General features: G+C 64.8%; 21 protein-coding genes and 2 pseudogenes. 2 read left to right on the forward strand and 21 right to left on the reverse strand.

The features are described from left to right. The 7 genes and pseudogenes from GT748_RS15320 to GT748_RS01165 form a co-directional block, all read right to left on the reverse strand. Positions 1-123: pseudogene (locus GT748_RS15320) on the reverse strand (acetyl-CoA carboxylase biotin carboxyl carrier protein subunit); the annotation flags it as partial. A gap of 23 nt (positions 124-146) precedes the next feature. Next, positions 147-1,586 (reverse strand): acyl-CoA carboxylase subunit beta, encoded by a 1,440-nt coding sequence (locus tag GT748_RS01140; protein WP_021661105.1) that lies wholly within the window; start codon positions 1,584-1,586, stop codon positions 147-149. Between the two features lie 96 nt (positions 1,587-1,682). Continuing rightward, complete coding sequence (locus GT748_RS01145) at positions 1,683-1,994, reverse strand: hypothetical protein (RefSeq protein WP_021661104.1); 312 nt, start codon at positions 1,992-1,994, stop codon at positions 1,683-1,685. Further along, a complete protein-coding gene (locus tag GT748_RS01150; RefSeq protein WP_044993318.1) occupies positions 1,991-2,743 on the reverse strand; it encodes a pseudouridine synthase in 753 nt (250 codons plus the stop codon). The genes GT748_RS01145 and GT748_RS01150 overlap by 4 nt, the downstream gene beginning before the upstream one ends. Positions 2,744-2,921: 178 nt before the next feature. Next, positions 2,922-3,314 (reverse strand): TM2 domain-containing protein, encoded by a 393-nt coding sequence (locus GT748_RS01155; protein ID WP_244273521.1) that lies wholly within the window; start codon positions 3,312-3,314, stop codon positions 2,922-2,924. Positions 3,315-4,014: 700 nt separating this feature from the next. Continuing rightward, entirely contained in the window at positions 4,015-4,425 is a 411-nt protein-coding gene (locus GT748_RS01160; protein ID WP_021660944.1) for a TM2 domain-containing protein, read from the reverse strand. Positions 4,426-4,531: 106 nt separating this feature from the next. Beyond that, positions 4,532-5,758 carry a D-alanyl-D-alanine carboxypeptidase family protein gene (locus tag GT748_RS01165; RefSeq protein WP_073260929.1) on the reverse strand — a complete coding sequence of 409 codons (1,227 nt, stop codon included), beginning with the start codon at positions 5,756-5,758 and terminating at the stop codon, positions 4,532-4,534. 170 nt (positions 5,759-5,928) lie between these two features. On the opposite strand from GT748_RS01165, the gene GT748_RS01170 reads away from it, so the two are divergent. Continuing rightward, complete coding sequence (locus GT748_RS01170) at positions 5,929-6,177, forward strand: hypothetical protein (RefSeq protein WP_021660942.1); 249 nt, start codon at positions 5,929-5,931, stop codon at positions 6,175-6,177. 77 nt (positions 6,178-6,254) lie between these two features. Here the strand turns inward: GT748_RS01170 and ytfJ are convergent, their stop codons facing one another. The 5 genes from ytfJ to GT748_RS01195 all read right to left on the reverse strand — a co-directional run bounded on the left by ytfJ (position 6,255) and on the right by GT748_RS01195 (position 9,475). Further along, positions 6,255-6,719 (reverse strand): GerW family sporulation protein, encoded by a 465-nt coding sequence (gene ytfJ, locus GT748_RS01175; RefSeq protein WP_021660941.1) that lies wholly within the window; start codon positions 6,717-6,719, stop codon positions 6,255-6,257. Further along, entirely contained in the window at positions 6,716-7,372 is a 657-nt protein-coding gene (locus tag GT748_RS01180; protein ID WP_021660940.1) for a DUF2953 domain-containing protein, read from the reverse strand. The genes ytfJ and GT748_RS01180 overlap by 4 nt, the downstream gene beginning before the upstream one ends. Before the next feature lie 101 nt (positions 7,373-7,473). Beyond that, positions 7,474-8,049, reverse strand: coding sequence for an SMC-Scp complex subunit ScpB (gene scpB / locus GT748_RS01185; RefSeq protein WP_021660939.1), 576 nt, complete (start codon positions 8,047-8,049; stop codon positions 7,474-7,476). 15 nt (positions 8,050-8,064) lie between these two features. Next, entirely contained in the window at positions 8,065-8,772 is a 708-nt protein-coding gene (locus GT748_RS01190) for a segregation and condensation protein A (RefSeq protein WP_021660938.1), read from the reverse strand. A 37-nt stretch (positions 8,773-8,809) separates the two neighbouring features. Further along, a complete protein-coding gene (locus GT748_RS01195) occupies positions 8,810-9,475 on the reverse strand; it encodes a site-2 protease family protein (protein ID WP_021660937.1) in 666 nt (221 codons plus the stop codon). Between the two features lie 223 nt (positions 9,476-9,698). Here GT748_RS01195 and rpmB point away from each other — a divergent pair, with 223 nt between their 5' ends. Beyond that, complete coding sequence (gene rpmB, locus GT748_RS01200; protein ID WP_021660935.1) at positions 9,699-9,887, forward strand: 50S ribosomal protein L28; 189 nt, start codon at positions 9,699-9,701, stop codon at positions 9,885-9,887. A gap of 209 nt (positions 9,888-10,096) precedes the next feature. Here the strand turns inward: rpmB and GT748_RS01205 are convergent, their stop codons facing one another. The 9 genes and pseudogenes from GT748_RS01205 to GT748_RS01240 all read right to left on the reverse strand — a co-directional run bounded on the left by GT748_RS01205 (position 10,097) and on the right by GT748_RS01240 (position 18,032). Further along, positions 10,097-11,107: an NAD(P)H-dependent glycerol-3-phosphate dehydrogenase gene (locus GT748_RS01205; RefSeq protein WP_021660934.1), complete on the reverse strand. Its 1,011-nt coding sequence runs from the start codon at positions 11,105-11,107 to the stop codon at positions 10,097-10,099. Positions 11,108-11,165: 58 nt separating this feature from the next. Next, a complete protein-coding gene (plsY, locus tag GT748_RS01210) occupies positions 11,166-11,822 on the reverse strand; it encodes a glycerol-3-phosphate 1-O-acyltransferase PlsY (protein WP_021660933.1) in 657 nt (218 codons plus the stop codon). Positions 11,823-11,998: 176 nt separating this feature from the next. Then, positions 11,999-13,318, reverse strand: a complete 1,320-nt coding sequence (gene der / locus GT748_RS01215; RefSeq protein ID WP_021660932.1) for a ribosome biogenesis GTPase Der — start codon at positions 13,316-13,318, stop codon at positions 11,999-12,001. After that, complete coding sequence (locus tag GT748_RS01220) at positions 13,315-14,484, reverse strand: DUF512 domain-containing protein (RefSeq protein WP_353590660.1); 1,170 nt, start codon at positions 14,482-14,484, stop codon at positions 13,315-13,317. Before GT748_RS01220 ends, der begins: the two co-directional genes overlap by 4 nt. Beyond that, positions 14,482-14,637 (reverse strand): annotated as a pseudogene (locus GT748_RS15645) (PDZ domain-containing protein); the annotation flags it as partial. The gene GT748_RS01220 and the pseudogene GT748_RS15645, both read right to left, overlap by 3 nt. 120 nt (positions 14,638-14,757) lie before the next feature. Continuing rightward, complete coding sequence (gene rpmF, locus GT748_RS01225) at positions 14,758-14,940, reverse strand: 50S ribosomal protein L32 (protein ID WP_021660930.1); 183 nt, start codon at positions 14,938-14,940, stop codon at positions 14,758-14,760. Between the two features lie 39 nt (positions 14,941-14,979). After that, entirely contained in the window at positions 14,980-15,471 is a 492-nt protein-coding gene (locus GT748_RS01230; RefSeq protein WP_021660929.1) for a YceD family protein, read from the reverse strand. A 116-nt stretch (positions 15,472-15,587) separates the two neighbouring features. Then, positions 15,588-16,487, reverse strand: coding sequence for a diaminopimelate dehydrogenase (locus GT748_RS01235; protein WP_279286020.1), 900 nt, complete (start codon positions 16,485-16,487; stop codon positions 15,588-15,590). 138 nt (positions 16,488-16,625) lie between these two features. Beyond that, on the reverse strand, positions 16,626-18,032 hold the full coding sequence (locus tag GT748_RS01240) for an MATE family efflux transporter (protein WP_021660927.1): 1,407 nt from the start codon (positions 18,030-18,032) through the stop codon (positions 16,626-16,628). Between the last annotated feature and the right edge of the window lie 69 nt (positions 18,033-18,101).

The following is an 18,101-nucleotide window of genomic DNA, read 5'->3' on the forward strand; positions in this document are numbered from 1 at the left end:
GGCCGGAGCAGGGGCAGCGGCAGGGGCCGGAGCGGGGGCCGCCACGGGGGCGGCGCCGGCGGCCAGCTCTTCCACAGCCACGTCGTAAGCGGTGCCGTTGACAGTTATGTTAAATCTTTTCATGGTGATACTCCTCCTCTATGTTGTTACAGCGGCATGTTGCCATGTTTTTTGGGCAGTTTGGCGACCCGCTTGCCCGCCAGCATCTCGGCGGCGCGGATCAGGGTGGCGCGGGTCTCGGCCGGGTCGATCACGCAGTCCACGTGACCCTTTGCCGCCGCCTCAAAGGCGGAGGCGGTGGTGTCGATGTAGGCCTGCACTCTGGCGACCCGCTCGGCCACCGGGTCGGCGGCCGCCTTGATTTCCTCGCCGCAGAGGATGTTCACCGCGGCCTCGGGGGCCAGGGTGGAGATGACGGCGGAGGGCCAGGCGACGGTCAGATCGGCGGAGGCGTTTTTGCCGGCCAGGGCCACATAGGCGGCGCCGTAGGCCTCGCCGGTGATGACGGCGATCTTCGGGCAGGTGGCCTCGGCGTAGACGTGGGCCAGGCGGGCCGCGTCGCGGATGCCGCCGGCCAGCTCGTCGGAGGAGCTCTCTTTAAAGCCCTTGCAGTTGAGCAGGGTGATGACCGGGATGGCGAAGCTGTCGCAGATGGAGACAAAACGGGCGATGCGGGCGCTGGCGCCCTTGCACAGCCGCTGGTCGCCGCCCACGGTGGCCACCACGCCCACGGCCTGTCCGGCCAGGGTGGCCAGGGCGGTCACGGCGTTGGGGGCGTTCTCCAAGAAGGTGACGTTCCCCTCGTCAAAGATGCTCTCGATGACCTCTTTGGCGTCGTAGGAGGACAGGTCCTCACAGGCGGCCCGCAGCTTCTCAGCGGCAGCGGGCTCGTCGTACTCGCAGTAGGGGGCCTCGGAGAGGTTGTTGAGGGGCAGCATGGAGACGATCTTCTTGGCCTCCTCGACGGCGGCCATGTCGTCCTCGGCCACCAGCTGCACCACCCCGCTGCGCACGGCGGCCTCGGCCTTGCCGGCGCCCTCGACCTTGTCGCCGGCGGCGCTGGAGACAAAGGGAGCAGTCAGGAAAAACTCGGCGTCTTTGGCCATGATGACCAGGTCGGCGTTGGCGGCCATCAGGGCGGAGGTGCCGGCGCAGACCCCGGCGATGACCGCGATCTGGGGGACCACGCCCGAGAGGGCGGCCGAGCGCTGCAGCATCTCCCCGTAGGCGGCGAGCACCTCGCTGTTCTCGGCGATGCAGGCGCCCTTGGAGTCGTAGATGCCCACCACGGGCACCCCCACCTTGGCGGCCATCTCATACACCTTGGCGATCTTGGCGCCGGTGGCGGCCGAGACGGCGCCGCCCGCGACCGAGCTGTCCTGCGAGAAGGCGAAGACCGAGCCGCCGTTTACCATGCCGTACCCGGTGACCACGCCCGCGCTCTCACAGCCCGCCTTGGCAAAGGCGTCCAGCTCGACAAAGCTGCCCTCGTCAAAGAGCCGGTCCAGCCGCGCATAGGCCACCGACTCCCTGTCCAATTTGCCGCTTTGCTCTGAGAGAATTTCCAGTCTGCTTTTTGGACTCATCGTTGTTCCTCCATTTCTTTTTATGTCAAGTAGCAGTGAATAGCAAAATCAAATACAGTATACAGCATTGCCGAAAAAATAACAAGGTGCCGCCCGTCAGTTTTTACAGTTTTTGCAGGTCTCGAAGAAGGCGGCAATGCCCCCGGTCTCCCCCACCCGGCAGACGGTGTAGCCCAGGGCGGCAAAGGCGGCCGCCGCCGCCTCGTCGGCGGGGCCGTAGTCCAGGTAGCCCCGGCGCTCGAAGTAGTCCAGGCAGGCGCGAAAGACCCCGTCGGCCACCGGCAGTTCGGCATAGGCGGGGGCCCCCAGCAAGACGGTGTTCCCCCGCAGGGAAAAATCGCAGGAAGCGAGTGTCCGCCCCCCTTCGGCGGCGACAAAGCGCTCCCCCGTCCGCTGGATGCGGATCACTTTTTCTCCCCCGGGCCGCTCAGGCCGGCCGCCCCCCGCAGGGCCGCCACCTCCTGTTTGGTGAGGGGGCGGTAGGTGCCGGGCTTGAGCATCCCCAGCTTGAGGGGGCCGAAGGCGGTGCGCTTGAGGCGGGCGACCTCCAGCCCCACCTCCTCGCACATCTTGCGGATCTGGCGGTTGCGCCCCTCGCGGATGACGAACTCCAGCACACAGCGGCCGGGCTGCTTGTCCAGCACCCGGATGGTGGCGGGGGCGGTCTTGCGCCCGTCGATGTAGACGCCGTCGCTCATGGCGACGATCTGCTCGTCGGACGCGTCGGGGCGGACGGTGACCCGGTAGGTCTTGGAGACCTTTTTGCTGGGGTGCATCATCAGGTTGGCGAAGGCGCCGTCGCTGGTGAAGAGCAGCAGCCCCTCGGAGTTTTTGTCCAGCCGGCCGATGGGGTAGACCCGCTCCCCCACCCCGGCCATCAAATCGGCCACGCAGCGGCGGCCCTGCTCGTCCTGCAGGGTGGTGACATAGCCCCGGGGCTTGTGCAGCATCAGGTACTGGTACTCGGCTTTGGGGGCGCCGTTCACCCGCTCCCCGTCCAGGGTGACCAGGTCTTTGCGGGGGTCGATCTTGTCCCCCAGGCGGGCGGGGTGGCCGTTGACCTTCACCCGGCCGCGCTGAATGTACTCCTCGGCCTTGCGCCGGGAGCAGACGCCCCACTGGGACATGGCTTTTTGCAGTCGTGTATCTCTAGGCATAATATCCTCCTTTGGCCATACATTTGTATTTTACCATGTTTTTGGCCGCAGCACCACGCCCTTTTGTAAAATGTCTGCGCCCAGATCCCCCTTTTCCGCTGTCTCCCCCCTTTGCCGGCACAAAAAAGAGCGGGCGCCGGGGACTTGCCGTCCCGAGCCCCCGCTCCCCTTTGGCCGCCTACACCCGGATGGGAAGGCCGTACCGGTCCCGAAAGCTGCCGGCGAAAAGGCTGACCCCGTCGATGACCCAGCCGATGCCGCACAGACCGAAGGTGAACAGGTAGAGGATCCCCATCCCCACCTTGCCGGCGTAAAACTGGTGCGCCCCCAGGTAGCCCAGCAGCAGCCAGAGAAGGATGGCCACCCACCTGCTTTTGGGGCTTGCCGCCTGCACCGGCTGCTGCACCGGCACGCGGGGCTGCGGGATCGAAAACACCGGCCTGGGCGGTGGCGTCCCCCAGCCAGGCGCCACCGGCGGGGGCGCGACCGGCTCCCGCGGGGGCAGCACCGTGCCGCAAAATTTGCAGACCCCATCCAGCCCGATCTCCGCGCCGCAGTTGTCACACTTCACACACATCTCCCCCTCTGTCCTTTTTCAGGGTCTATGATAGCACAAAACGCCCGGTTTTGCACCCCGCGGGCCCATTTCACCCACAGCCAAAACCGCCGGCAAAACAGGTGGGCGACATCGGCCCCAAAAGGGAGTCGCACCGGCGCACGGCTCAAGAGACGGTTGCACCGGGCACGCGGCCCAGGGGATGATTGCGCCGGGCGCGCGGCCCAGAGGACGGTTGCGCCGGACGCGCGGCCCAGGGGACGGTTGCGCCGGACGCGCGGCCCAGGGGACGGTTGCACCGAGCGCGCGGCCCAGGGGACGGTTGCACCGAGCGCGCGGCCCAGGGGACGGTTGCACCGAGCGCGCGGCCCAGGGGATGGTTGCACCGGACGCGCGGCCCAGGAGATGGTTGCGCCGGGTGCGCGGCCGCCGGCAAACCGGCAACCGAGAATGCCGGTCCGCGCCGCCTCTGTTCAGAGATGGGCTTTCTCTCTGCGCCTTCCTCTCCATTCAGGAAGCCTTCCGCCAGAGCCGTTTGCCCCCGGTAGTGGCGGGGGGCAGCCGCCCAAACAACAGAGGGGGGAGGGCGAAAAACGCCCTCCCCCCTTTTTTGACAGAGAAATGCCGGCAGCCGATAGCAAACGCCCTTTGGAGGCTCCCCCCAGCCGCCTGGGAGGGGGCTCTCTCCCCGCGGGGACGTCCCCCTGCCACCTGCTCAATTTTTGATGGGATAGCCGTGTTGGTCTTTAAAGGTGCCGGTGAAAAGGCTGATGCCGTCCACCAGCCAGCCGATGCTGAAAAGCCCGACGGTGAAGAAGTAGACCAGCCCCATCTTCATCTTGCCGGCGTAGAACTGGTGCCCCCCAAAGAGGCCAAAAATCAGCCAGATGACGATGGCCACCACCTTGCTTTTGTCGCTCACCTGCTGCACCACCGGCTGGTAGATGGGCTGCACCACTGGAGCGACCACCGGCGCGACCAGAGGCGGGACCGCTTCCGCCCCCGGTGCCGTCCCGTAGTAGTTGATGGTCACGTTCTGCACCGCTTCCTTCTGCGGCGCGGTATGGCCGCAGAACTTGCAGACGGTGGCCTCGCCCATCTCTGCACCGCAATTCTCGCACTTCATCTTCCGTCTCCCCCTCTAAGCTGTTCTTTTGCGACATACTTTAGCACAAAACAGCCCCGCATATCTTATGCTGACAGCATATTTTCGAGCGGAAAACGGGAAACTCTCACCGGTCCTTTTTTTGAAAGAGGCCCAGCAGCCACTGCCAAAAGCCCTTTTTGGGGGTCTCCTTGGCCGCCACCCCCTGGGAGGCGACGATCTCCACCCGCAGGGCCTCCCCCTCCCCCGCGGTGTAGAGGATCTCCCCCACCACCTGGCCCTCCGCCACCGGGGCGTAGAGGAAGGGGGGCAGGTTGACCGTCTTTTTCAGGGCGCTGCCGTCCTTCAGGAGGAGCTCTTCCAGGTCGCTCTCCACCCGCACCGACACCGTCTCCGCCGTCCCCCCGACCACGTCCAGGGTGGCCACGTAGGTGGGGTCGGTGGGCTGCCGGTCGCCGGTGCCGAAGCCGTAATCCATCAAGTCCTTGTGCACCCGCCAGTCGTCGTAGCAGTGCAGGGTGACGCAGATGAGGGTCGCCCCGTCCCGGGTGGCGGCCGAGACCAGGCAGCGGCCAGCCTTTTTGGTGAAGCCGGTCTTCATCCCCACCGCCCCCTCCATCTCCCGCAGGAGGCGGTTGGAGTTGCGCAGGTGCCAGCGGGTGCCGCTGACGGCGATGGCCGCCTCCGAGCTCCCGCAGATGGCGGCAAAGTCGGGGTTTTGCAGGGCCGCCCGCGCCAGGATGGCCATGTCGTAGGCGCTGGAGTAGTGCGCGTCGTCCGGCAGCCCCGAGGGGTTCGTAAAGTGGGTGTCCGCCATCCCCAACTGGGCGGCCTTCTCGTTCATCCGCTCCACAAACTGGTCCCCCGCCACCACCGAGGCCACGCAGGCCGCCGCGTCGTTGCCCGATTTGAGGAGCATCCCGGTCATCAGGTCCCGCAGGGTCAGCTGGTCCCCCGCCTTGAGGCCCAGCATGCTCCCCTCGGTGTTCACGTCCTCGGCTGAGACGGTGTAGAGCTGATCCAGCGGCCCGCTCTCGGCCGCCAGCAGCCCGGTCATGATTTTGGTGGTGCTGGCCATGGGGAGCTGGGCGTGGATGTCCTTGCCCGCAAACACCTCGCCGGTGTCGGCGCTCATGAGGATGTAGGCGTCGGCCTCCACCTTGGGGAGGACCGGGTCCCCCGCCCCCTTTTCCCCTTCGGCCCCCCTCGCCTCTCCCCCAAAGGAGAAGAGGAGGAGCCCCGCCAACAGCAGGGCCACCCCCCGGCGGGCGGCCTGGCGGTCCCAGGCCCGCTCCCAGCTCGCCCCCCTCCGGGGCCGTCTGTCCAGTTTTGCCGCTATCTCTCTTCTCTTCAAAAAAACCACCTGCCCATTCAAAAAATCCTATGCGGAGGGCCGTCCCGCCATGACTGCCCGGCCGCCATTTCAAATTTTTGCCGCCGGGCGCAACTCGGGGCCGATTTGCGGGAAGACTATCTCTGCACCCATGATCCGCTTTTTACTTTTGAAAGAGGGAGGAATCAACCGTGAACGATCCGCGCCAAAACCAGTGGCCGGTCGACCCGGAGGACGACGAGGCGCTCTATTTCGACATGCTGGGGGTGGCCTCCAGCACCGAGACCACCGGGCTGACCCCCACGCCCCCCATCACCGGGGCCGCGGTCCAGTCTTACAGCGAGCTCTCCGACGTCCCCCTGGCCAAAGACCGGATGCCCGAGCTGGAGGGGGAGGAAAAGTGCCCCCGCGATCCCCTCAACGGCGAGGGAGACCGCTAGCTCCAGCCGGACGGCAAAAAAAGGGACAGGCCCAATGGCCTGTCCCTTTTTGCTCTCTTTTATGGGTGCGCCGCCGCTCAAAACTCGGGGAAGCGCAGCTCCCCCTCCATGGGGGTGGGGTCGGGGGCGCCCTTTTCCGGCTGCGGCCCGCCCTTGCCGCCCTCTTTCTTGGCGGCGGCCTTGGAGACGATGCCCGAGACCCGGTCCACCACGCCGGGGACCATGTTCACCAGCCGGTCGGCGGTGGTGTCCGACTTCTTGGTGAACTCCAACAGCCGCACGTCGTCGCCGTTGACCACCAAAAAGCCCACCGGGGAGACCGAGAGGCCCGCCCCGCTGGCCCCGCCGAAGACCTGCTTGGGGGTCTTGGTGGGGAAGTCGCTCCCCCCCGAGGCAAAGCCGAGGGAGACCTTGGAGACCGGGATGATGACCCCGCTCTCCCCCACCGGGATGGGCTCGCCGATGATGGTGTTGCCGTCGATCATCTCTTTGATTTTGTTCATCGCCGTATCAATGAGGCCTTGAATGGGATGTTCGCTCATTTGTGTGCACCGCCTTTATCTTCCTTTGCGCCCGGCTTGTCCGGGGCCTTGACACCTCTATTTTGGAGCAATTTGACGGCGACTATTCCCGCCGTTATCAATAGTATAATCGGTAGCGCCCCAATTTGGAAGGACAAATCCAAAAAAAATTCCGGCTCGGAGAAGTTGGGCTCCACCTGCACCCGGTCAAACCGGCAGTCAAAGGTGTTGGCCACCAGCCCCAGGCAGGCGTGGACGATCCCCCCCACCTGGCCGTAGAGGACGGCCGTCTCGTGAGGCTCGTCGTCCCCCACCCGCAGCCGCAGGTCAAAGTGGCGCAGGTGGATGTGCCGGGTCAAAAACCGCAGCCCCGAAAGGGTGGAGCGGAGGATGTCCATCACCAGCCCAAGCTGCTGGGAGAGGGGGGTCTTCTTTCCGCCCTTCCCCTTCTTCTTGCCTTTTCCCTCGGCGGCCCGCACCTCGTCCGCCTCGGCCTGTTCGGCCTCCTCGGCATCCTTGAAGGGGTAGACGGGGAAGCGCAAAAAGAGGTAGCGGAGGGTGGCCCGCTGCTCCTCCAGGCCGATCTCCACCTGGATTTTTAAGGGGATGAGCAGCAAAACCGCCAACAGCAGGAGAAGGCCCAGGAGGATCCGCCCGATCCACACCCACACCATGGCACGTTCCCTCCTCTCCCCTTCTCCGCGGGCGGCGGCCGCAACGGCCGGTCACCGCACCCCGCCCGGGTGATGTTTGTCCCCCTTGCGGGGGCAGCGCGTCAGCTCTCGGCCGGCTCCTCCGTTTCCTCCGGTCCTTCCGCCGACTCCTCGGCGGCCAGTTCGGCAAACCGCTCCACCTGGGGCAGGTCCTCCAGGGAGCGCAGGCCGAAACAGCGCAGAAAGTTGTCGGTGGTCTTGTAGGCCATGGGCCGGCCGGGCAGGTCCAGCCGCCCCTGTTCGGCCACCAGTCCCTTCTCCACCAGGTTGACCACGGTGGAGGAGCTGTCGATCCCCCGCACCTGTTCAATGAAGGAGCGGGTCACCGGCTGGTTGTAGGCGATGATGGCCAGCACCTCGAAGGCCGCCTGGGAGAGGGGGGTGTTGCGCTTGACGTCCAGGGCGCGCTTGACCTCCTCGGAATAGGCCTTCTTGGTGGCCAGCTGGTAGCCCTCTCCCAGTTGAAGGAGGGCCAGCCCGCTGCCGGGCCGCTCGCAGTCGTCCTGTATGAGTTTGCACACGTTTTTGACGGTGGAAACCTCGATCTCCAAAATTTCGGAGAGCTTTTTGGGGCTGAGGGGCTCGGCGTAGGCGAACAAGACCGCCTCCACCGCCCCCTTGGCGTGGTTGATGTCCATTGGGGTCTCCCCTCCCTATCTCTTCTTTCCCCTCAGGGTGATGGCGCCGCTCTCGTCGTCCAGGGCGATGCGGCCGCCCTTGATGAGTTCCAGCACCGCCAGAAAGGTGGCCACGTTCTCGGTCTTTTCGTACTGGCGGCCAAAGAGGGTCTGCAGCCGCAGCCCCGCCGACTTGGTCAGCCGCCGCAGCACAAAGACGATGCGGGAGGAGACCGAGACCACCCGCTTGGCCACGATCCCCGAAAAGCTGGACTTGGGGGGCGCCTGCTTGCGCAGGATCTTCCCCCGCAGGGCCGCCAGGGCCGAGAGCAGCTCTTCGGGCTGGTGGCGACGGGTGTAGAGCAGGTCTTTGGGGGCGGGCAGCTGGTTGCGCACAAAGTGGGCCAGGGGGTCGTACTGCCCCCGCAGCTCCCCGGCGATCTGCCGGCAGATCTGGTACTCGATGAGCTGGCCCTGCAACTCGGCCTTGAGCTGCTCCCGCTCCTCCTCGTGGCGGGGGAGGAGGAGGACCGTCTTCATGTAGACCAGGCGGGAGGCCATCTCCAAAAAGTCGCCGGTGAGCTCCATGTCCAGCTGCTCGGCCCGCTCCATATAGGCGGTGTACTGGTTGACCAGCTCGGCGATGTTGATGTCGTAGAGATCCAACTTGTGCTTGGAAATCAGGTGGAGGAGCAGCTCCAGCGGCCCCTCGAATTGCGGCAGGGTAAAGTTGACTTCGGCCACCCGCTGTCCCCCTCCTCTCTCAAAATGGTCGGTCGCGTCAGACGATGGCCCGGGCGATCAGGTCGATAAAGCCGGTGAGGAAGCCCAGCCCCTTGTAGATGAAGCCGGTGAGGAACTGGATGGGCCAGTCCAAAAAGCCCAGCAGCAACAGCATCAGCACCGCCAGGGAGATGTAGGTCTGGTACTCCTGCAGCTTGTAGGTGACGTGGGCGGGCACGAAAAAGGCCAGGATGCGAAACCCATCGAAGGGGGGCACCGGCAACAGGTTGATGACGGCGATGGAGATGTTGATCTGGGCGATGAGCCCCAGCATCTGGATGAGGAAGAGGTAGAAGGCCGAGCCCAGCAGGGCGGGCACCATCAGGGCGACAAGGCTCATCACCTTTACCAGGGCGATGAGCACCAGGGCCAGCAGGACGTTGGCCATCGGCCCCGCCAGGGCGGTGAGGGCCAGCCCCTTTTTCTGGTTGCGGTAGAAGTAGGGGTTGATGGGGGTCTTGCCCCAGCCGATGCCGGTGAGCAGCATGCAGAGGCTGCCCAGGGGGTCCAGGTGGGCGATGGGGTTGAGGGTGAGGCGGCCCTGGTTCTTGGCCGTGGGGTCCCCCAGCTTATAGGAGACCAGGGCATGGCCGAACTCGTGCACCGGGATGACGGTGAAGAGGGCGATGACCCGGACGATGACCGTCACGAGAAGTTGTTGCATGAGGTGGGTGTTCCCCTTTCCGATCTTTCAAATTGCCGGGCACGCGGCCCCGTCCCGCGGGGGCGCACCTGGCCCGATGCTGTCTATTATATCGGTTTGCCGCCCAAAAAACAATAGCGGCCCCCGGCGTTTTTTGAAATTGGGGCTTGCTTTTGGATGTAGATTCTGTTAAAATACATTCGTTGACTTCTAGAATGTTCTTATTGTAGGGAGGTGCAGATAGATGGCAAAATGCGATATCTGTGGCAAAGGCGTGACCTTCGGCATCAAGGTCTCTCACTCGCACCGGCGTTCCAACAAAGCTTGGAAACCCAATGTCAAACGCGTGAAGGCGGTTGTCAACGGCACTCCTTGTCGCGTAAACGCCTGCACCCGTTGCTTGCGTTCCGGCAAAGTGACCCGCGCAATCTAACCTGGGCAGACGGCAAAGGCCAGACCGATTTCGGTTTGGCCTTTTTTGTCGTCTCGATCTCCCCTGCCGCTGCCCCCCTCGCCCCCCCTTTTGCGGCCGAGGGAGGCGAGGGAAAGGGCAAGGGAAAAGGGGAAGATGAAAGAAAAAAAGAGGGCCGCTGCCGGCGTATTTGCCGGCGGCGGCCCTCCCCCTTTTTTTGCGGGTGTCCCCTACTCCCCGAACCAGACCTGCTCGCTCTCGTGCTTGCGGGGCCGGCTCATGAGGTTTTTGATCCCCTGGCGGCAGTCGAGGCCGTTATAGAGCACCTGGAACATCTGCTCGACGATCGGCATCTCCACCCCGGCCTGTAAGCTCAACTCCCGGGCCACCAGGGTGGCGGTGTAGCCCTCGACGGTCATCCCGATCTGCTTGAGGGCGTCGGTGGCCGCCATCCCCTGGCCGATGAGGAGGCCGCAGCGGCGGTTGCGCGAGTGCATGCTGGTGCAGGTGACGATCAGGTCCCCCACCCCGGTGAGGCCGGCGAAGGTCTCGCTGCGCCCGCCCATGGCCACCCCCAGCCGGGCGATCTCGGACAGGCCGCGGGTCATGAGGGCCGCCTTGGCGTTGTCCCCCAGCTTGAGACCGTCGCTGATGCCGGCGGCCAGGGCGATGACGTTTTTCAGTGCACCGCCCAGCTCGACCCCCACCACGTCGTCGTTGAGGTAGATGCGCAGGTTGGGGTTCATCAGCACCGTCTGCACATACTCGGCGTTGGCCCTGACCTTGCAGGCGGCAACGATGGTGGTGGGCACCCCGCGGGCCACCTCCTCGGCGTGGGAGGGGCCCGAGAGGGCCACCACCTGGTGGCCGCCGATCTCGGACTCGATGACCTGGGTCAGCCGCAGTTGGGTGCCGTTTTCCAGCCCCTTGGCCACGTTGGCCAGCACCGCCCCCTCCGGCACGTGGGGGGCGACCTTTTGGGCGGTGGAGCGCACCGCCTGGCTGGGTACGGCAAAGAGGAGCAGCTGCGCCCCCTCGGCCACGGCGATGTCGGTGCTCACCCCCACGTCGGGTTCCAGCACCACCCCGGGCAGCAGCTTTTTGTTCTCCCGCTCGTAGGTGAGCAGGTCCACCTCCTCCTGGAAGGGGGACCAGAGGGTCACCTCGTTGCCGTAGGAGCGGGCCATCACCGCCAGGGAGATGCCGAACCCACCGGCGCCCAAAATCACGATCTTTGCCATCTGTACAACCGCCTTTCCCCGGGGCGAACGCGCCCCGCTGTATTGCAGGGGGCCTCCCCTATTTCTGCACCTTCTCTTTTTTCTTGCCGAAGCGGTTCTCCTCGCCCCGCAGCAGCCGCCCGATGTTGGAGCGGTGCATGAAGACGATGATGGCCGCAAAGATCACCGCGCAGATGGTGACGGTGACCGGGTCGCGCCCCAGGGCGCGGGAGACGAAGTAGGTGATGACCGGGTAGCACAGGGCCATGACGATGGAGCCCAGGGAGACGATCTTGCTGGTGAAGGTCACCGCCGCAAAGACCACCGCCGTCAGGGCCACCGAGATGGGGTCGATGAGGACCGCCGCCCCCGCCGAGGTGAGCACCCCCTTGCCCCCCTTGAAGTGGAAGTAGAGGGGAAAGATGTGCCCCAGCACCGCAAAGTAGCCCCCCAGATAGGCCCCGTAGATGGGGTCGAGCCCCAGGGCGTACTGAAAGACCAGCCGCCCGAGGAGCACCGAGATCGCCCCCTTGGAAAAGTCTCCCACCGCCACCAGGGCGGCCGCGCCCTTGCCGGCGGTGCGCAGCACGTTGGTCATCCCCGCGTTGCCGCTGCCGTACTTGCGCACGTCGTCCTTCAAAAAGACCTTACCCACGATGACCGCCCAGGAGACGCTGCCCAGCAGATAGGAAACCAGCGCCACCCCGGCCATCCAGAGAATCTGTGTCGCCGTCATCTCAAAACCCCTCTCAACTGTGTTTTTACAGCCCAAAAGAGCCCCGCCTTCCCCGCCGGGGCTCCCTCTTCTTTTTTTCCATTGTACCACAGAGATGGAAAAAATGCGGCCCTTTTTAGGGGGAAGGCCCATTCTTTTTTCCTTGCCTCTGCCCCGGAGTTCCCTCTCTCCCGGGGCTACTCCCCCCGCTGCCGCACCGACAGGCGGATGGGGGTGCCCTCCAGGTCGTACTGCTCGCGGATCTGGTTTTCCAGATAGCGCTGGTAGGAGAAGTGGAAGAGCTCCTTGTTGTTGACAAAGCAGACGAAGTGGGGCGGGTTGGTGGAGGCCTGGGTCATGTAGTAGATCTTCAGCCGCTTGCCCTTGTCGGTGGGGGGCTGCACCCGGGCGGTGGCGGCGGCGAGGATGTCGTTGAGCACCCCGGTGGTGATGCGCAGGGAGTTGTTCTGGTGGGCCTTGACCACCTTTTCAAAGAGCTGGCCCAGCCGCTGCCCGGTGAGAGCGGAGAGAAAGACCATGGGGGCGTAGGGCATGAAGGAGAAATCCTCCTGCAGCTGTTTGCGAAAGGCCTGCATGGTGTGGGTGTCCTTCTCCACCGCGTCCCACTTGTTGACGGCGATGACGCAGGCCTTGCCCTGCTCGTGGGCGTAGCCGGCCACCTTGGAGTCCTGCTCGGTAAAGCCCACGGTGGCGTCGATGACCATCACCGCCACGTCGGCCCGGTCCACCGCCATGAAGGCCCGCAGCACCGAGTAGCGCTCCACCGAGTCGTCCACCTTGTTCTTGCGGCGGATGCCCGCCGTGTCGATGAAGACGAACTTGCCGTAGCGGTTTTCCACCCGGGAGTCCACCGCGTCCCGGGTGGTGCCGGCGATGTCGGAGACGATCATCCGGTCCTCCCCCAGGACCTTGTTGATGAGGGAGGACTTGCCCGCGTTGGGCTTGCCGATGACCGCCACCTTGATGGCGTCCTCGTCCTCGTCCTCCTCCGCCTGGCCGGGCAGCTCGTCCACCACCGCGTCCAGCAGGTCGCCGGTGCCGTGGCCGTGGACCGAGGAGACGGGCAGCGGCTCGCCGATGCCCAGGTTGTAAAACTCGTAGAACTCGGCTGGGAGGCCACCCACGCTGTCGCACTTGTTGACGCAGAGGACCACCGGCCGCCGGGATTTGTGGAGCATGGCCGCCACCTCCATGTCGGTGGCGGTGACCCCGTCGGGCAGGGAGACCACGAAGATGATCACGTCGGCGCTGTCGATGGCCAGTTGGGCCTGCCGGCGGATGTGCGAGAGGATGACGTCGTCGGAGTGGGGCTCGATGCCGCCGGTGTCCACCAGCAGGAAGGTGCGCCCGCCCCAATTGCAGTCGTAAAAGATGCGGTCCCGGGTCACACCGGGGGTGTCCTCCACAATGGCCAGACGCTGGCCGATCAATTTGTTAAACAGGGTGGATTTGCCCACATTGGGCCGTCCCACCACCGCCACTACCGGTTTGCTCATTGCGCATTCCCTCCCAACACGGCCTGTATGAAGCCGTATCCGTCGTTTTCCACCAGGGTCAGTTTGGCGCCCAGGCGCGCTTCCAGCGCCTCTCTGGACACGTCGTCCAAAAATTTGTCCTGCTCGTGGCGGAGCATGCAGGTGGGCACCAGCACCCGGTCGGAGAGGAGCTTGCCCCCCGCCTGCCGCTCGATGTCGGTGGCGGTGACCAGCCCGGCCACCGTCACGTTGCCGCCAAAATACTCGTTTTCGATCACGTGCACCCGCGCCTGCAGACCGGGCACCCGCCGGGCCAGCGCATCCACCATCCCGCGGATGTAGTCGGCCGCGCAGACCCCGGTGATCAGGTCGCAGGGGGATGTCTGCACCGGGGCTTCCAGACGGGCCAGCTCGCTCTCAAACTCCTCCAACAGCAGGGCGGTCATCCCCACCCCGTTTTGCAGCTGCTCGAAGTCGCCGTAGTAGCCGCTGTCGGGGAGCGGCCGCCCGGCGAGGATGAAGAACTCGTCCCCCGGGTAGATGAGCCGGGTGCCGTGCTCCTTTAAAAAGGCGTCGGTGAAGCGATGGATCTGGTCCAGCACCGCCCCCGCCCCCGCCGGGGTGAAGGGGGTGAGCTGGCAGAGCCCTTGGCGGTATTTGGTCAGCCCCACCGGCACCACCGACACGCTGGACACGCTGGGCCAGAGGGCCCCCAGGTCGGCCATGGTCCGCTCCAGCTCCGCCCCGTCGTTGTAGCCGGGGCAGAGGACGATCTGGCAGTTGAGGCGGATGCCCGCCTGCGCCAGTTGGCGCAGGTAGTCGAGCTTCTCCCCCGCAAAGCGGTTGCCCATCATCTCCCGGCGCAGGTCGGGGTTGGTGGTGTGCACCGAGACGTTCACCGGGCTGATGTGCATCCGCTTGATGCGGTCGATCTCCCGCTGGTGGAGGTTGGTCAGGGTGACGTAGTTGCCGAAGAGGAAGGAGAGCCGCTCGTCGTCGTCCTTGAAATAGAGGGTCTCCCGCATCCCCGGGGGCATCTGGTCCACAAAGCAGAAGATGCAGTTGTTGGTGCAGGAGTGCTGCTTGTCCATCAAGTAGGTCTCGAATTCCAGGCCCAGGTCCTCGTACTCGTCCTTCTCGACGATGACGCCCTGCAGCTCTCCCCCGCTCTCAAACTCCAGCTCCACCTCGGTCTCGCTGGAGTAGAACTGGTAGTCCAGCACGTCCCCGATCTCGTTGCCGTTCACCTTCAGCAGACGGTCGCCCGCCTGAAACCCCGCCTCCTCGGCCGGGGAGCCGGGGATGACCCGGGTCACAGTCACTGCCATCTCTGCCTCTTCACGCCCTTCCCTAAGCGGGCCGCCAACGCGCGCGGCCCCTCTCTATCAGAATGCCCCGCCGGACGGGGCCAATCCACGAAAAAAAGAGAGGGACCACCCTCTCTTTATCTCTGAGGAAGCTTACGCTTCCTTTTTGATGATCTCTTTGCCTTTGTAGAAGCCGCAGTTGCCGCACACTCTGTGAGGGGCTTTCAGCTCGCCGCATTGCGGGCATTTGGAAAACGCGGGCATCTCCAATTTCCACACGTTGGAGCGGCGTTTGTCCCTTCTGGCTTTGGACAACTTTCTCTTTGGTACTGCCAAGTTCAGCACCTCCTTAACATTGGTCTTTCTGGAAAAAAACTATTGCAATAGCTCTTTTAAAGCTTCCAGGCGGGGGTCGATCTGCCTTTTGTCGCAGCCGCAATCACCCTGGTTCAGGTTCGCCCCGCAGAGGGGGCAGAGGCCTTTGCAGTCCTCCCGGCACAGAAATTTGAGTGGGAAATCCAGCCGGAGGTCGGTGATGGCGACCTGGTCCAGATGGACGGCATCACCGTCGACAATGATGTCTTCATCGGGACCATTGGGCGACTCCTTGACGAGGGTGTGGGTGTACCGGTACTCGAACGCCCGGGAAATGGGATCGAGACAGCGGTCGCACACCGTCTCCACCCGGCCGCTCACCGCAAAGTGGAGTTCGGCGATCTGGGCGCGGTTGACCGCCTCTCCCACAATGTGGAGGGAGGCCAGCCGGTCGTCGTCGCCGTAGAACTCGCTCTGGGGAACTTGCAGGGTGTAGTCGAAGGGGAGGCGAAGCCCCTCCTCCGCAAGCAGGCGCTTTACGTTTAAAAGCATAGTGACTCCTTAGTCCGCCACAGACTTATTATATAGACTCCCCCTGGGGTTGTCAACGAAAATCCGCGGCTTTTTTCCTTGTTTTCTCAAATTTTTGCGGGTTTTTGGCACCGGGCCTAGACCAGGGCGCGGATCAGGCTGCCCCTGTCCCCCGGCAGCAGGTCGATGACCGGCAGGTCGATCATGGTGTAGGCCCCCGGTGCGCGCTTGCAGGCGGCCCGGGCCGCGCAGACGAGCACCTGGGCGGTGAGGGCGGGGTTGTTGATCGACATATTGAACTCGAAGTTCTGGTTGTGGGTGGTGCCGCTGACCCCTTTGCGCACCAGGTTGACCCCGTGGCCGGTGTCGATGAGGGCCTTCACGTCCTCCACCTGGGCGACGTGGGTCTCGTCGTGGACAAAGTAGGGGTCTGCCAGGACGGCGGCCTTCACCGCCGCGAAGTCGGCCCCCTCTTTGAGCTGGACATAGACCATCCGCCGGTGGACGCCGGTGCCGGTGGGGATGGTCATGGACAGGGCGTTCTCCACCCCGGGGATGGCCTTGACCGCCACCGTGTGCCCCATGCTCATGCCGGGGCCGAAGTTGGTGTAGGTGATCCCCTTGGGGGCCAGCCCCTGCAGCAGGGCCCGCACCACCGAGTCGCTGCCCGGGTCCCACCCGGCCGAGACCACCGCGGCCGCCCCGCCGGCCTGGGCCACCGGGGTCAGCTCCTCCACCAGATCCCAGATGCCGGTGTGGATGTCGTAGCTGTCCACGGTGTTGATCCCCTGGGCCAGGTACTCCTTGGCGTACTGGGGCACCGCCCGGGTGGGGGTGCAGAGGATGGCCACCTGGGGCTTTTCGGGCAGCTCCTTCACGTCGGCTGCCACCGGCACCCCGGCCAGATCGGCGGAGAGGCCCTGGCGGCTGGCCCCTCTGCGCACCAGCCCCACCAACTGAAAGTCCTCGGCGGCCTGCACCGCCTCGACGGCGGCCCGGCCGATGTTGCCGTAGCCGACAATTGTCGCTTTGATCATCTTCATCGCACTCCCTTTTCCCATATTTGCCCGGCGGCCCCGGAGATGGACCGGCCGGCCGCCGCTGATCGCGCAAAAACAGTGTACCCCATTTTTGCCCCCCTCGTCAATACGAAAGAAGGGGGATAGGGGCGCCGCCTATTCCCCCGCCCGCCCGGCGGGGACCGCCTCTGCCTCCTCGGCCTTTCGCAGCGGCTTCCAGACGGTGGCCAGCATGGTCAAATAGCAGGCCGACCCGCCCACGAAGTTGGAGACCGGCTCGGCCAGAAAGACCCCGATGACCCCCAGACCGCCGATGCGGGGCAGGAGAACGGTCAGGGGCACCACGATGATGGCCTTGCGCAGCAGGGAGAAAAAGACCGCCTGTTTGGAGCGGCCCAGAGCCACAAAGGTGGACTGCCCCGCCATCTGAAAGGCCATCATGAAGTAGCCGAAGAAGTAGACCCCCAGGGCCTGGGCCCCCTTGCCCACCAGCTCGGGGTCGCTGCTGAAGAGGTGGATGAACGGCTGGGGAAAGAGCATCAGCACCAGCCAGGCCGCCAGGGTGTAGACCACGCAGACCACCGACATGAAGCGGATGCCGCTGCGCACCCGGCGGTACTCCCTGGCGCCGTAGTTGTAGCCGATGACCGGCTGGGCGCCGTTGGTCAACCCGTTCATCGGCATGCTCACCACCTCGCGCACCGAGTTGGCCACCGTCATGATCCCCACGTAGAGGTCGCCCCCGAACTGCTGCAGGTTGATGTTGCAGACGATCTGCACCAGGCTGTTGGTGATGGCAAAGCAGAAGGAGCTCATCCCCAGGGAGACGATCTCCCCCACCAGCTTCCAGTCCAGTTTCATGGTCTTTTTTTGCAGCCGGTAGATGGCCTTTTTGCCGGTGAGGAAGCGAAACACCCAGGCGGCCGAGAGGAATTGGGAGATCACCGTGGCCAGGGCCGCCCCCTGCACCCCCATGTGGAGGACAAAGATGAACAGCGGGTCCAGGAGGATGTTGGTCACCGCCCCCAGGAGGACGGTCATCATCCCCATCTTGCCAAATCCCTGGGAGTTGATGAAGCTGTTCATCCCCAGCCCCACCATCACAAAGACGCTGCCGCAGAGGTAGACGGTGAGGTAGCCGTCGGCGTAGGGGAAGGTCTGCCCGCTGGCCCCGAAGAGCCGCAGCAGCGGCCCCTTGAAGGCCAGAAAGAGGGCGGTGAGGACCAGCCCGGTGGCCACCATCATAAAAAAGGAGTTGCCCATGATGGTCTCGGCCCGCTCGTCGTCCCCCTTCCCCCGGGCGATGGAGCAGAGGGGGGCGCCCCCCATCCCGAAGAGGTTGGCAAAGGCGGTGATGATGGAAATGATGGGGAAGGTCAGCCCCAGGCCGGTGAGGGCCAGGGTCGCCGCCTCGGGGATGTGGCCGATGTACATCCGGTCCACCACACTGTAAAGGACGTTGATGAGCTGGGCCAGGGTCATGGGCAGGGCCAGGTCGAGGATGTTGCGGGACACCTTGCCCTTTGAAAAGTCGTTTTGTCTCTCCGTCGGGATCGCCTCCATTCACACGCTGTTCATTATACACCGATTCGGGGGCGGGGGCAACGGGGCGCGAAAAGCCGGGGGCGGGGG

Source organism: Bittarella massiliensis (ex Durand et al. 2017) (assembly GCF_009876955.1).
Lineage (GTDB): Bacteria > Bacillota > Clostridia > Oscillospirales > Ruminococcaceae > Bittarella > Bittarella massiliensis.

Bases quoted from the DNA above. Each gene is read 5' to 3' on its own strand.
- GT748_RS01140 (WP_021661105.1), bottom strand. From the start codon at position 1,586: ATGAGTCCAAAAAGCAGACTGGAAATTCTCTCAGAGCAAAGCGGCAAA.
- GT748_RS01150 (WP_044993318.1), bottom strand. From the start codon at position 2,743: ATGCCTAGAGATACACGACTGCAAAAAGCCATGTCCCAGTGGGGCGTC.
- GT748_RS01160 (WP_021660944.1), bottom strand. From the start codon at position 4,425: ATGAAGTGCGAGAATTGCGGTGCAGAGATGGGCGAGGCCACCGTCTGC.
- ytfJ (WP_021660941.1), bottom strand. From the start codon at position 6,719: ATGAGCGAACATCCCATTCAAGGCCTCATTGATACGGCGATGAACAAA.
- GT748_RS01180 (WP_021660940.1), bottom strand. From the start codon at position 7,372: ATGGTGTGGGTGTGGATCGGGCGGATCCTCCTGGGCCTTCTCCTGCTG.
- scpB (WP_021660939.1), bottom strand. From the start codon at position 8,049: ATGGACATCAACCACGCCAAGGGGGCGGTGGAGGCGGTCTTGTTCGCC.
- GT748_RS01195 (WP_021660937.1), bottom strand. From the start codon at position 9,475: ATGCAACAACTTCTCGTGACGGTCATCGTCCGGGTCATCGCCCTCTTC.
- rpmB (WP_021660935.1), top strand. From the start codon at position 9,699: ATGGCAAAATGCGATATCTGTGGCAAAGGCGTGACCTTCGGCATCAAG.
- GT748_RS01205 (WP_021660934.1), bottom strand. From the start codon at position 11,107: ATGGCAAAGATCGTGATTTTGGGCGCCGGTGGGTTCGGCATCTCCCTG.
- plsY (WP_021660933.1), bottom strand. From the start codon at position 11,822: ATGACGGCGACACAGATTCTCTGGATGGCCGGGGTGGCGCTGGTTTCC.
- der (WP_021660932.1), bottom strand. From the start codon at position 13,318: ATGAGCAAACCGGTAGTGGCGGTGGTGGGACGGCCCAATGTGGGCAAA.
- GT748_RS01230 (WP_021660929.1), bottom strand. From the start codon at position 15,471: ATGCTTTTAAACGTAAAGCGCCTGCTTGCGGAGGAGGGGCTTCGCCTC.
- GT748_RS01235 (WP_279286020.1), bottom strand. From the start codon at position 16,487: ATGATCAAAGCGACAATTGTCGGCTACGGCAACATCGGCCGGGCCGCC.
- GT748_RS01240 (WP_021660927.1), bottom strand. From the start codon at position 18,032: ATGGAGGCGATCCCGACGGAGAGACAAAACGACTTTTCAAAGGGCAAG.